We start from the raw sequence: 13699 nt of genomic DNA, 5'->3' as shown, positions 1-13699 counted from the left end.
CTTAAGTTTGGTATTCTCCCTCATATGAACTGGCCGCGGGTGGAAACTGAGACGCTCCCGTGGTCGCCTGCGCCCGATTCGTACCCGCGGCGGGCGGCGAAGAGGATGCCGCGCGAGTACGAGGCTGCGGTGGTCCCGAAGATTGCGAGCCAGCAGCTCACGCTCAGCGACGAAACCCGTGCGCTGGTGGAACAGGCGACGGTCGCGGCCGTGCGGTTCGATACTACGGACGCGCACCGCGTGGTCCCCTTCACCCCGCTGCTGCTGCGCAGTGAGTCGGCCGCGTCTAGCCGTATTGAGCAGCTCACATCGACGGCTCGCAAGGTGCTGGAGGCGGAGGTCACTGGCCGCGGGCGGGGAAATGCGGCGCTGATTGCGGCGAACACTCGCCAGATGGAGGCCGCCGTGGAGCGGGCCCGCGCGAGCGTGGACGGCATCGTGGAGATGCACCGGATCCTGCTTACGGATTCCGCTCCCGAGATCGCGGGCGTGCTGCGTAGCGCCCAGGTGTGGATCGGCGGCAGCGACTACTCCCCCGCCGGGGCGATATTCGTGCCGCCCCACCAGCGCCACCTTGGGGAGCTGATGGCGGATCTCGGCGAGTTCATGGCGCGCGATGATCTCCCGGCGCTCGCCCAGGCGGCGGTCGCGCACGCGCAGTTTGAGACGATTCACCCGTTCGCCGACGGCAACGGCCGCACGGGGCGTGCGCTTGTGCATGTGGTGTTGCGGGAGCGCAGCTTAACGACGAGCTCCGCCCTCCCCCTCTCCGCCGGCCTCCTCACCGACACAGCGGGGTACTTCGCCGCGCTCGACGCCTACCGCGGCGGCGACGTGGACCGGATCGTGCAGCTGTTCGCCCGCGCAGCCATCGACGCCGTAGGGCGTGGATCATGGCTGGCGGCGGAGCTAGTCGCCCTGCGTGAAGAGTGGAACGAGCAGCTCACCGCCCGCGCCGATGCGCTGGCGTGGCGCGTTCTCGACCTGCTGCTGCAGCGGCCAGTGTTGACCACGGCGACGGTGTCAGCCGAGTTTGGTGTGTCGGCCGAGACGGCCCGCAACGCCCTGGAGCGGCTGGAGGTTGACGGGATCGTCATCTCCGCGCAGCTGGACAAGCGCCAGCGTGGGTGGCGCTCCCCCGACGTGCTCGCGTTGCTCGACGAGTTCGCCGACGCCGCCGGCCGCCGGGGCTGAGCCCCTACTGCCAGGGCAGCTCGATGCCGAGGCGCGGCGCCAACGCCACCACGCCGATGCCCACGACCGCCAGCGCGGCCAGCACGCCAAGCACGACCGCGACGGTGTTGGTTTCGGTGGTGGTGTACTGCGCCAGCGTCGGGCGCTGCGCGTTGACCTGCGTCAGCTCAGCTTCGGCTTCGGCGAGGTCGTCCTCGGCCTCGTCGAGGGTCATCTGCTCGGCGGCGGAAAGCTCGTACGCGTCCTCGACACCCTGCTCCGCTTCCGCCAGACGTTCCTGCGCGGCCTCCACCGCCGCGGCCAGCGCGTCCTGGTCCGCGGCCTGCGCCCACGCGAACTCGGCCTCAGCCGCGTCCTTCGCATCCGTGGCTTCGGCCTCGGTGCGAGCGAGTTCATCCCGCTCGTCTTCCAGGAGCTCTTGCCTATCGACGGCACCCTGCCACCGCTCTTGCACCCCATCACGCACGGCAACAGCCTGCGCCAACGCCTCCTGCGCGGCGGCATCGTGCTGCTCGGCTGCGGCGAGGTCCGTCTGCGCGGCGGAAAGCTCGGCCTCGTCGGCGGAAAGCTCGGCGGCGTAGTCGTGCGAGACCGCCACGCCCAGCTTGCGGGTCACGCGGGTCTGGATGGCCCGGATCTCGTCGCGCTTCAGCCCGTCGTAGTTCGGGTTCGCGCGCTTGCGGTCGTCTAGGTCCACCGTGAGCTCGGGGGTGCGCAGCGTCTCGCGCGCGCCGGTGGAGACGTAGTACGGCGTACCGCTCTCGTTGGCCTTTTGGGAGCCGCCGTCCGGGCCGAAGGTGTAGGACGTTGTCGGGTAGGACAGTTTGTAGAACTGCATCGTGGCGAACGCCTGGCCGTTGGGCGCGACCCGCACGCCGACACCGATGCCGGTCTGGCTCGAATTCAGCATGCCTTCGTTGTGCCCTGAGGTGGAGTTGCGCCACTGGGTAAACAGCGCCTCGGGAAGTTCGGCCCACTGCGTGCGGTCCGCGGTAGCCGGGGAGACATCTGGCCAGCCGAGCCAGTTGTACGCGATGTTTTCCCCGCTGTGCCCGTAGTCCTCGAACTTGGCGTGGCGGAAGTAGTCGTTGCCGCCGCGCTGCATGTCGGCAGACATCACGCCGCTCCAATCGCGGGCGTTGTCGTTGAACACGTCGTGGCTGACCAGCGGGTGCATGCCGTGACGCTGGCGGTATTCGTTGGTGATCTCCACGATCGCGTCCGCGACCAGGCGCTCCCAGTCCTCCTGGGTGTAGTCGGCGCCGGCGGCCTCGCGGGACTGGGCGTCGGCAAGTTTGGCCTGCGCGGAGTCCGCGGCCTGCTGCTTGTCGGCCTTATCGGCCGCAGCGGCGGTTGCCGCTTCGTTTGCCGTGGCGGCCGTTTCCTCCGCAAAGGTGACGTCCTCGGCGAAGGCGGCGGTGTCTTCCTCCGCCGCGTCGAGCTCCTTTTGCTTTGCGACGAGCTCCCGCTCCGCCCGCTCCAACTGAGCCCGGGCAGCATCCAGTTCGGCCTTCCGCTTCTCCACATCCGCGCGCGCGAGGTCCTTTTCGGCCTTCTCCAGCGCAGCCTCCGCGGCCTCCACCTCTGCGTTGGCGTCGCGCACGGCGGCGTTTGCGGAGTCGCGTTGCGCCTGCGCCGCTTTGGCGTCGTCCTTGGCTTGTTGGAGGGAGGCGGATGCGTCGTCGTAACGCTGCTGCCACTTCGCGGTGGCCGCGTCGAAACTTTGCTGATCGACGGTGGTGGTAGAACTTCCTGACGACTGCGCCTCAGCCACGGGGACGTGAACAGTGCCGACGGCGAGCGCGCAGGCCAGCGTGGCGGTTGCGATGCGGGAACGGGACATGGTGGTGCGATCCTCTCGGGACACGGGCCAAACGGTGACGTTTTTAAAAATCTAGATCACCACAACCTGGCAAACAACTGGATGTTAAGTGGGGGTGGGTCGGGGGCAGGTTGGGTAAGGAGTTGGTAAGAACCTGCCCGAAAGCTGGTATTCGGCTTGGGGTCGGGTGGCAATGGGCCTAGTCTTGATTTGTCACTATTACTGAGAGCGAAGGTCCGCCCATGTCCGTTCGTGTCCCGTCCCGTTCCCTCGCTGCGTTGACGGCGGTGGCCTTGGTTTCGTCGATAAGCCAAGTGCTCGCTCCCGTGGCCGAAGCAGCCCCTGTCGCAACAGTGAATCAGGGCGACCTGATATACAACGAAACCACAGGTCAAGAGTGTGCGGTGGGCTGGCTGCACCGCGGCTACGCCTTCACCGCCGGCCAGTGCGGCGCCGACGGCGAAACCTTCAGCGACATCGACGGCAACGTGCTGGGCAGCTTCGAAACCCTCTACGACCCGGAGACGCGCCGCAACGACTTCGGCTGGATCAAGCTGGACATGGACGTCGCCGAGGGGGTTAATGAGCGCGAGCTGTCTGTGCAGGACATCGAGAAAAGATGGCTGGAGTACGCAGTAGCGGATGATGGGGAATGGTTCGGCTACTACCACGGTCTCGATGGAACGGCCGGGGTTGTTAAACCTGAAGATGGACGTGGGGAACCAATTCTGGGGCAACCTGTCTACCACTGGCAGTTGGGGATGGTGGGCCTTTACTCCGGTGAACTCGACGGCTACTCACTGGTCACCCGGCCGGACCGTATCGCGGAAAGCTCGTACCCGGTGGACCCGGACCACATTGTGCAACGCGATGCGGACGACCTTTCCCAGCACGCGGAGGTGTTCACCTTCGCACCTGACACAGGCAAGGCCGAGCAGATCCACTATCCGCCGGTTCCCGTGCTCAACCAGGGAGAGAGAATCGGCACGCTTGAGCCGGATGGCATGCTCGGCCGATGCACCATCGGATGGATTAATGAGGGTGTTCTTTACACCTCCGGTCACTGCGGAGAGCCCGGTGCCGAGATGTACACCGTGAAGTATTGGGGCATCGATCCCGACACCGAGAAAGAGATTCTTTCCTTGGAAACGAAGGTCGGCACGTTCGGAACGAACGAGGGAGGCCTGAAGAAGCTCCGCAACGATGCGGGCTGGATCGAGATGGATACGCCATGGGTGCGCGCGGGCGAGAATGTCCGGTCGGGCGACGCCATCATTCCGTTTGAAGAGATAACAAATGGTCTGGAGGTGTGCGCCTGGGGGATGACCACCAAGAGGGTTCGGTGCGGCAAGGTTCTCGGCACTGACGGCGCGGAGATCCTCATGGACGACGGGGTCGATGGTGAGCCGGGTGATTCGGGTGGGCCGGTCTGGGCCAAGGACGGCAGCGGATTCGTTGGGCTGTACTCCGGCTCCACCGGAGAGAGGGACAACGCGCAGCGCTACGCCACCGCCTCCCGCCCGGATTTTGAAACCGACAACACGGAAAGCATCGACTTCCTGGGCATTCTCCGCGCCATCCAGATGGGTGTGCCCTACTACCAGGTCTTTCCAATTTTCCGAGCGTTGCTCGGCGAGCGCGGCGAAGAGTTCCCCACCGCGATGGAAACCTTCAACCAGGGTGACCCGCTCTACGACTACAACGGCAACATCACCTGTCGCGTCGGCTACGTGCAGGGCGAGCGCCTGTTCGTTTCCTCGGATTGTGGCTACAACACGCTTTACTCGGCGCTGGGGCGCCCGGTGGGAACGATGGAACACGCCCAGACCGGCGACGGTTCGGTAGCAACGCTGCGAGTCACCGGTACACGCATGGTCGCGGGCACGAACGCGCCGGGCTTCAGCACCATCGCGGGGTGGCAGGACATGCAGCCTGGCGACGAGCTTTGCGCCGCCGCCAATGGCACCGGCGATCCAGAGTGCACCACTCTTGCTGGCGTGGACGGCGTGTGGCTCATCGCGGAGACGGCGTACAGCGACAAGATTCTCCCCGGCACGCCGATGTGGATCCCCGGTAAGGGCTTTGTCGGTGTGCACTCCTTTGCGTTGGACGGCCACAGCGTTGGCACCCGCATTGACTTCGCACCGACGCCGGATGCGAACGACCCGGTTTTCGCCGCACCCAACTTCGAGCTCATTGTGAAGGCTCACGAGCTCAAGCAGCCGTACTTCCAGCGCACAAACATCTACCGCTTCGACCCGGATGCCCCGGACAACCGCCCTGAGGTGGCGCTGCCCCACCGCGTGCTGCAGGCGGGCGACCCGCTCTTCGACGAGTACGGCAACGAGGTCTGCGAACTCGGTTGGTCCGCGGCGGGCATCGGATACACCTCGTCCGACTGCACCAGCCCCGTCTTCACCAGCATTGGCGAGCGAATCGGCCGGACCAACCCCGCTTCCTACCTCGACAACCAGGTGGCCACGCTCGAATCCAGCGACGCCTGGATCACCTTCGACAACTCCCCCACCGCGGTTGCTCCCTGGACCGACCTCACCCCGGGCGACGAGGTTTGCGCCGGCGATGCCTGCGCCGAGTTCGCGGGCTACGACGGCTCCAAGCTCGTCCTCGTCGACAACCTCCCGGGCGTGCTCCCCGGCGCGGGCCTGCACGTCAAGGGCAAGGGCCTAGCGGGCGTCTACCACCGCGACGGCATCGGGTCCCGCACGGACATGGTCGACGACGGCTGGACCAGCCCCAACGCCGAGCAGATCCGCGCGGCGCACCACAAGGGCGAGCAGTTCTTCGCCCACAACGACGCCAACTTCTGGTCTAGGGCCGGCGGCGCAGGCGCGGCGGTCCCCTTCCCCACCCGCAAGCTCGATGAGGGCACCATGCTTTACGACGCTTCCGGTGCCCCCACATGCATCATCGGCCGCGTCGAAGATGAGCACCTCTACGTCTCGGCGGACTGCCAGTCCGACCAGTTCTTCACCGCCGCCGGCGAGTACGTGGGCGACTTGGAGGTACCGGCTGCGGCGACGGAGAGGACGTCGCCAGGCATTATTGCGGTGACCGGCCGCCGCATGGAGCCGGGCGCCAACACCCACCTCGAGCACGCTGCTTGGGATGAGTTGCAGCCCGGCGACGAGCTGTGCTCCGACGCTGGTTGCGGCACGTTCTTCGGCCTCGACGGCGCCCAGCTCATCCACGACGTGCCCGTGCCCGCCCAGCCCGGCGCTGCGCTGTGGAACCCGCAGAAGGGCTTCGTCGGCGTCTCCGACGCGGGCGGTGAGGCGACCCGCATCGACATGCTCACCTCCGAGGCGCCGACCGATTCCGCCGCCGCGGTCAAGCGCGCCCACGAGCTCGGCGTGCGCTTCTACCAGCGCGCATCCGCCAACTTCTGGAGCCCCAGCCATTACGGCGGCGAGGTTCCCTTCGAGCGCCACCCGCGCATCAACCAGGGCGATCTGCTTTACGACGCCTCCGGTGACCCCCGCTGCAGCATCTCCCTGATCCAGGACGACGTGCTGTTCACCTCCTCGGACTGCGCCCCCTCCGGCGACACCCTGTACTCGGAGTTCGGCGAGCCCCTGGGGCAGCTGACCGTCCCCGCCGCCGACACCACGACGCGCAACAAGTTCGCTTACGTCGAGCTGGACACCGCTTTCGTGCAGCCCGGCGCCAACGGCGTTACCGGCGACGACGTCGTTGAGTGGTCCGACGCCAACCCCGGCGACGAGGTCTGCGTCTCCTCTGCCTTCACCGGGTCCGGCGCTTCCGGCGAGCGCTGCGGCACCTACCTCGGCCAGGACGGTTCCGCGGTCGTGCTCTCAGACGGCCTCACTGACTCTGCCGATTCCGCCGACCCGCGCGCTGTTGGCGCCCCGGTCTGGATCCCCGGCAAGGGTTTCCTCGCTGTGTACGCGGGTGAGGTCGACGGTTTCCACACCGGCGCCCGCATCGACATGATGACCCGCGGCAACCCGGCCACCAACTTCCGCGCGGTTGCAGATGCCCACGACCGCAACGAAACCTACTACCAGCAAGTCCCGGCCAACTTCTTTAACGTTGAGAACCCGGACGGCATGACGGTGCCCTTCCCGAAGAAGCCTGCCTCGAAGCCAGCGCTGAAGCCCACGCCGGTCCCGACCGAGGCGCCTTCTCCCTCGCCTGCTTCCAACACATCTCAGGCACCGTCCTCTGAGCAGCCAGTGCCTGCGACCCCGGCGACGACCGTGCCGTCCACGGCGTCCGTTGCGGAGCCGACAGCTGCAACCCCGCGGACAGAAACGGACTCGACCACCCGAGTGGCTCCGACTGAGACCAACGTCGCTCCGGCAGAAGACCGTCACGTTGGCGAGCCGGAGGCAGTAAATGACAACGACGGTTCGGCGAACGGCAGCTCCACCGGCGGCATTATCGCGGCGATCCTGATCCCGCTGGTGCTGGTCGGTCTCGGCTTCCTGGCCACCCAGGTGGTGGACACGACCCAGTTCGGCTTGCCGCCGGTGCCGCAGATCCTCCCGATCAACCGGTAAACCGCACAGATGGTGAACGAAGGATGGTGAATCCGCGAAAATTTTCGAATTCTCACCATTAGCCTTTCACCATCTGCGCGAACGATGGCGCTGCTGGCGTGGCCGTGCCGGGAATCGCGCCGGGACAAGCCATCGCGCGGGACAAGCCACCGCGCCGGCGCTGCGACATCGGGCACTAACCGGAGGCCCGTCGATAGGCGAATGCAAAACACCGCTCCCAACAGCACCACGCGTAACCTAAATCACTATGAATGATGCCGATCTGCCGGAGCAACACAGCGACGAGCACCTCGAGCTCTCGCGCCAAGAGTTCGACCGGGAGAACCTCTCGGACGCCGACATCGAGCAGATCAAGGAGCAGCGCGAGGGCGACGAACCGGACGGCTCGTTCATGCGCTGGGTGATCACGCTGTTCGGCACCGGCGTGGGCGCGGGCATCCTGTTCCTGCCCATCAACGCAGGTAGTTTCGGGTTCTGGCCGCTGGTGATCGCGACGCTCTTGATCGGCCCGATGGTGTTTTTCTCCCACCGCACCTACGCGCGCATCGTCTCCGCGTCCCCGGTGAAGGGGCTGGACGTGCTGCAGGTGATCACGGCGCTGACCGGCCGTAAGCGCGGGTTCGCCTCGGCGCTGGTGTATTGGCTGGGCATCTATCCCACGGTGTTGATCTACGCAATTTCCATCACCAACACGCTCGACAGCTTCATTGTGAACCAGCTGGGCGGGCCGGAGGTGAGCCGCTGGGTGCTGGCCACGGCCTCGGCGGGGCTGATGACGGGCGCGTACGCCTTTGGCAAGAAGCTCACCCTGTGGCTGGCCAACGTGCTGGTGTATCCGCTGATCATCGCGCTGGCGGCGGTGTCGCTGTATCTGATCCCGAGCTGGGATTTCGCCAGCTTCCGCTCTTACGAGTCCTCCTACCCGGTGTGGCAGGGCCTGCTGCTGATCCTGCCGGTGCTGGTGTTTTCCTTCAGCCACATGGCGGCGCTGAGCCAGTTCGCGCTGGACGTGCAGAAGAAGACGGACGGCGACGTCGCCGCGACTGAGCGCGAGGTGTCCAAGGTGGAGATGGTCACCGCCGCGATGCTGGTCACCTTCACCATGTTCTTCGTGTGGTCGTGCGCGCTGTCCCTGGGCGCGGACGGCATGGACGCCGCGCGCGAGCAGAACGTGCCGGTGCTGTCGTACCTGGCCAATGAGACGCACGCGCCGTTCATGGCGTGGATCAGCCCGGTCATCGCCATCGCGGCGATCATCACCTCCTACTTCGGCCACCTGCTCGGCACGGAGGAGGGCACTGCGTACCTCGTGCGCAGTGTGGCGCCGAACTTCGCAGCTCGCTTTTCGACGTCCACGCTTCGCCTCACAGTCAACATCTTCGTGTTTGTCACCGCAGTGATTGTCGCCGTGCTGAACCCCTCGATCCTGGACATGATCTCCGTGGTCGGCGGCGTGTTCGTGGCGTTTTTGGTGTACATCATGCCGTCGCTGCTGTTCCATAAGGCCACGGCGTTCAAGCACTACGCCCGCCGCCCGGACACCATCTTCGTACTGGTGGTGGGCCTGGTGATCATGGGCGTGGCGGTGCGCAACATCATCGTTGGGTAGGCCGGTGACGCGCAGGTGAACTTTGCGCGAACTTTAGCTTCTGAACGTTTCGTTTGTGCCACGGCAGGTGCATAATCTCCCGCGTGAGCATCACTATTCTCCTCGTATTAATCATTGTCGTCGCTTTGTTCTTCGACTTCACTAACGGTTTCCATGACACTGCCAACGCGATGGCCACCTCCATCGCCACCGGCGCGCTCAAGCCCAAGGTGGCTGTGGCGCTCGCCGGCATACTCAACCTGATCGGCGCGTTCCTTTCCGTCGCCGTGGCCAAGACGGTCGCGGGCGGCATTGTGAAGCTCGATCTGTTCGACCTCAACGACACACTCGACTCCGAGCGCCTCCTACTCGTGGTGTTCGCCGGCCTGGCCGGCGGCATCATGTGGAACTTGTTTACCTGGCTGTTCGGCATCCCCTCCTCCTCCTCGCACGCGCTGTTCGGCGGCCTGATCGGCGCGGCCATCGCCGCCATCGGCTTCGACGGCGTGGTATGGCAGGGCGTGCTGGACAAAATCATCGTCCCCGCCCTGTTCGCCCCGTTTGTTGCTGGCCTCATCGCCGCGATCGGTACCTGGCTGGTCTACAAACTCACCGCCAATGCGGAAAAGGACCACCGCGACAACTACTTCCGCTGGGGCCAGATCGGCACCGCCTCCCTGGTGGCGCTGGCGCACGGCACTTCCGACGCGCAGAAGACCATGGGCGTGATCTTTCTGGCCATGGTGGCCGCCGGCCAGTTCGGCTCCGACCACCCCATGCCGTTCTGGATCCAGCTGGCGTGCGCCCTGGCGATTGCCATCGGCACCTACTCCGGCGGCTTCCGCGTGATCCGCACCCTGGGCAAGGGCCTGGTGGAGATCCACCCGCCGCAGGGCATGGCCGCCGAGACCTCCTCCGCCGCGATCATCCTCACCTCCTCGCACTTGGGTATGGCGCTGTCCACCACCCACGTGGCCACCGGTTCCATCCTCGGTTCCGGCCTGACCGGCCCGAAGGGCGAGGTCCGCTGGGGTGTGGCCGGCCGCATGGCTCTGGCCTGGATCACCACTCTGCCTGTTGCCGCATTCGTCTCCTTCTGCACCTGGTGGATCGGCCACTGGGCAGCTGAACTCGGCGGCGACCTCGTGTGGGGCGGCGTGGCCCTGGCGCTGATCATCCTCATTGGCGGCGGCTACATGTTCTGGCAGGCATCGCAGAAGCCGGTGCACAAGGACAACGTCAACGACGACTGGGACGGCGACTCCAACTCGCCGGCGCAGACCACCGGAGGGGCGTCTGCAAGCGAACTGCCCCACCGCGACTCTGGCGAGCCCGCAGACTTCGTGGACACCTCCGTCGGCCTGCGCGCGCCGGGGTCCACCGCAACCATCCACGACCACCACCCGCGCGGCTAGCCGGAAAGGACAACCCGCATGCTTGAACTGCTGAAATCGCTTTTTTCCGTTGTCGCCGTCGGCATCCTGCTCGGCGCCGGACTGCCGGCCCTGTACGCCCTGAGCATCCACTTCCTCTCTCCCGCCAGCGACGGCTCCGCTCCGCAAGGCGGCCGCCGCGTGCTGGGGTGGATCTTCCTGGCCATTGTGTTCGTTGCCGTTATCGCCGCGCTCCTGCTCATCGCGCGCGAGCGCATCGAGTACCTCACTGGGTGGGACCCGTACCCCTTCCTATAGCCCGCTCCTGATTTCTACCGGGCCCTGGCGTGTGCCAGGGCCCGGTTTTGCCTGATGACGACCCCTTCTCGGCTCTCAAACGCCAAAATGGTAGACGCGCGCCAATCGTTGGTGTTGACAAACTATTTACGCGAACCTAGAGTTACCCCGAAATGAACGGAAGGTTAACAACCTTCCCTTGGTAACGAAAGGAGGTGAGCCATGAAGGGCTTCATCAACAACGTCCGCGCATGGTTCCGCGACGAGGAGCGTGGCATCGCGTCGCTGACGGACCTCTCGCCGCTTGCGGTGCTCCCGCACGTCGACGCACGTTCGTAAGCGTTGCGGCTAACGGCCGGGCCTGCCCCCTGTGTGGGGTGGGCCCGGTTTTGTGTCTGGGGCGATAAATGTGGCTTGGGAAAAGATATCGGAACAATTCGCTGAACAGCGGGAAACGGCGACAGGGCGGAGCTGACGTCGAGAAGCATAAATTTCACCTGAATTTCACCGCAGCGAAACCTGAGGGCGCTACGTTTCGAGCTGTCTACTTCCCCTCTGAAACGAAGGACCGCCATGCGCAAGCACGTCGCCGCAATCACCGCCCTCGCCCTGCTCACCCCACTTCCCGTCGCCAACGCGGAGGATCTCGCCTCCCGCTTCACCCTCAGTGTCATGCCGGACACGCAGTTCTACTCCCGCTACGGCACCGAGGCCGCCGGCGATATCTTCGGCGACCGCTACGGCACCAACCCGTACGACGCGCAGACTGAATTCCTGGCCGAAAACCACAAGAAGCTGGGCACGCAGTTTGTCACCCACCTGGGCGACGTGGTGGACGAGCCGGAAGACCGCGCTAGCTGGGACATCGCGGACCGTGCGATGAAGACACTCGAGGACGCCGGGGTGAACTACTCCGTGCTGCCGGGCAATCACGACCTGACCATGTTCGACGGGAAATCCGCCTTCACCGAGTACTTCCCGGAGGAGCGCGCGAAGAAGAACTCCACGTTCATGGGCCGCACCGCCTCCACCGAGATCCACAACGGCGGCGACGGCTACGCCTTCCCGGGTCAGAGCGTGGATTCGGAGTACCACATCTTCGAGGCCGAGGGGCAGAAGTACCTGGTGCTCGCGCTCGGTTTCCGCGCCAACGATGAAACGCTGGAGTGGGCGCAGCAGGTCATCGATAAGCACCCGGAGCTGCCCGTGATCCTCACCGCGCACGAGATCTCCGGCATTAACGGCGACGGCTCCACCTACTTCACCAAGGAGTACGGCGAGCACCTCTGGGACAAGCTGATCCGCAAGAACGACCAGATCTTCCTCACCATCGCCGGCCACCACCACGGCGCGGGCTACCACGTGGAGAAGAACGACGCTGGCCACGACGTGATCAACATCCTGCAGGACTACCAGATGGCCTACCTGGGCGGCAATGGTCTGATGGGCCAGCTGCAGTTCGACCTCACCAACAACCAGCTGGAAATGACCGCGTACTCGCCGTGGGTGAAGTCCAAGAAGTACGAGCAGCTCACCTCCTTCGACCACCTGCTCATGGAGGGCGAGGGCGACTCCTACACCATCGATCTGGACTTTGCGGAGCGTTTCAAGGCGTTCGCGCCGGGCTTCAAGGCAGGCGACGCCAACGACCCGGACTACGCCGAGGTGCTCAAGCAGACCATCACGGACGGCTACAAGGCCTACGAGGTCACCGAGAAGGACAAGCCGAAAGACGAGCAGGACTACGCGTACGTGGACGGCACCGTCGTGCACTGGCGCCCCGGCCAGACGAAGGTCGAGGGCACTTTGCTTAACGACGGCGAAGCTGCCCCCGCCGGCGCCGTCATCCCGGATGTAGCAAACGGCGACGACATGACCCGCGCACGCCACCGCGTAGCGGCAGGCGCCGACGCGGTGACCTTCTCCGACGACAAGCACCCGCTGTCCGCGGACCGCGGCTCCCTGCGCTGGAAGGACCCGAAGTTCAAGCACTCCACCGCCTGGTTCGAAACCGCCACCGGCGCCGACATCAACTCGGAGGAGTTCAAGAACGGCTACACCATGGAGGCGTTCCTCAAACTCGACGAAGACTGGAACGCCGACAACAACAAGTGGTCCAACGCCCTTATCCGCGACGCCTCCGGCACCATCACCCACCCCGAGGACGAGGACGGCGACCCGATCCAGATGCTCGGCGTGTCCAGCCTCCGCGAGCTGCGCTGGTACTCCTACGGCGAAAACGGCGAGGGCTTCTCCAACTGGACCCACGAGGTGCCCAAGGGCAAGTGGATGCACATCGCCGTGGTCAACGATCCGGCCGATAAGTCCGTGACCATGTACGTCGACGGCTCCCCGATCCTGCGCGACGGCTACGGCCCGCTGGGCATGGGCGGCAACGGCGACAAGTGGCTGCTGGGCACCTCCGCCTGGGATAACGACAAGGTCGATGGCTGGTTCGGCAACATCGGCGAGATCCGCATGGTGGACCACCCGATCGGCCCGGACCAGTGGCTGACCGCCCGCGGCAAGGCCCCGGCGCCGACGAGCACTGCTCCCTCGTCCGCTGCTCCGTCTACGCCTGCACCGTCTGCCCCGGCGACCACCACCGTGGCGGTCCCGACGACCGTCACCAGCACGGTGTCCGGCACGCCGACCACCGCGACCACCACCGTGGCGGTCCCGACCACCGTCCCCGCTGAGCCGCAGCCTACCGACGACAGCTCCTCCAGCGACGGCTCTTCCAACGTGGGCAGCAGCGTCGGCGCCTTCGCCGGCGGCGTGCTGGTGGGCGTGCTCGGCCTGCTCGTGGCGGTGCTCGCCGGCGCGGGCGGAACGCTCCAGTGGATTCTGGACCAGCTGCGCCCGTACCTGCCGTAAAATGAGG

The 13699-nt window shown here is 65.6% G+C and carries 7 protein-coding genes; 6 read left to right on the top strand and 1 reads right to left on the bottom strand.

What is annotated here, in order from left to right; translation table 11 throughout:
• The first annotated feature begins 24 nt into the window (after nt 1-24).
• Nucleotides 25-1194, top strand: coding sequence for a Fic family protein (locus tag O5O53_RS02380; RefSeq protein ID WP_269508693.1), 1170 nt, complete (start codon nt 25-27; stop codon nt 1192-1194).
• 4 nt (nt 1195-1198) lie between these two features.
• Here O5O53_RS02380 and O5O53_RS02375 read toward each other — a convergent pair whose 3' ends face one another.
• The gene (locus O5O53_RS02375; protein WP_269508691.1) at nt 1199-3061 is read right to left on the bottom strand and encodes a CAP domain-containing protein; all 1863 of its coding nucleotides are present in this window, start codon (nt 3059-3061) and stop codon (nt 1199-1201) included.
• 197 nt (nt 3062-3258) lie between these two features.
• Here O5O53_RS02375 and O5O53_RS02370 point away from each other — a divergent pair, with 197 nt between their 5' ends.
• From O5O53_RS02370 to O5O53_RS02350, 5 genes are all read left to right on the top strand, one after another.
• Nucleotides 3259-7557 (top strand): chymotrypsin family serine protease, encoded by a 4299-nt coding sequence (locus O5O53_RS02370; protein WP_269508690.1) that lies wholly within the window; start codon nt 3259-3261, stop codon nt 7555-7557.
• Between the two features lie 247 nt (nt 7558-7804).
• A complete protein-coding gene (locus O5O53_RS02365) occupies nt 7805-9166 on the top strand; it encodes an SLC5/6 family protein (protein WP_269508688.1) in 1362 nt (453 codons plus the stop codon).
• Nucleotides 9167-9249: 83 nt separating this feature from the next.
• The gene (locus O5O53_RS02360; RefSeq protein ID WP_269508685.1) at nt 9250-10560 is read left to right on the top strand and encodes an inorganic phosphate transporter; all 1311 of its coding nucleotides are present in this window, start codon (nt 9250-9252) and stop codon (nt 10558-10560) included.
• Between the two features lie 18 nt (nt 10561-10578).
• Complete coding sequence (locus O5O53_RS02355) at nt 10579-10836, top strand: hypothetical protein (protein ID WP_239307214.1); 258 nt, start codon at nt 10579-10581, stop codon at nt 10834-10836.
• A gap of 552 nt (nt 10837-11388) precedes the next feature.
• On the top strand, nt 11389-13692 hold the full coding sequence (locus O5O53_RS02350) for a LamG-like jellyroll fold domain-containing protein (RefSeq protein WP_269508682.1): 2304 nt from the start codon (nt 11389-11391) through the stop codon (nt 13690-13692).
• The last annotated feature ends 7 nt before the right edge of the window (nt 13693-13699 follow it).

It is taken from the genome of Corynebacterium faecium, assembly GCF_027257105.1.
GTDB lineage: Bacteria > Actinomycetota > Actinomycetes > Mycobacteriales > Mycobacteriaceae > Corynebacterium > Corynebacterium lehmanniae.
This window is presented reverse-complemented; position numbering and strand designations above follow the sequence as displayed.

Bases quoted from the DNA above. Each gene is read 5' to 3' on its own strand.
- O5O53_RS02380 (WP_269508693.1), top strand. From the start codon at position 25: ATGAACTGGCCGCGGGTGGAAACTGAGACGCTCCCGTGGTCGCCTGCG.
- O5O53_RS02370 (WP_269508690.1), top strand. From the start codon at position 3,259: ATGTCCGTTCGTGTCCCGTCCCGTTCCCTCGCTGCGTTGACGGCGGTG.
- O5O53_RS02365 (WP_269508688.1), top strand. From the start codon at position 7,805: ATGAATGATGCCGATCTGCCGGAGCAACACAGCGACGAGCACCTCGAG.
- O5O53_RS02355 (WP_239307214.1), top strand. From the start codon at position 10,579: ATGCTTGAACTGCTGAAATCGCTTTTTTCCGTTGTCGCCGTCGGCATC.
- O5O53_RS02350 (WP_269508682.1), top strand. From the start codon at position 11,389: ATGCGCAAGCACGTCGCCGCAATCACCGCCCTCGCCCTGCTCACCCCA.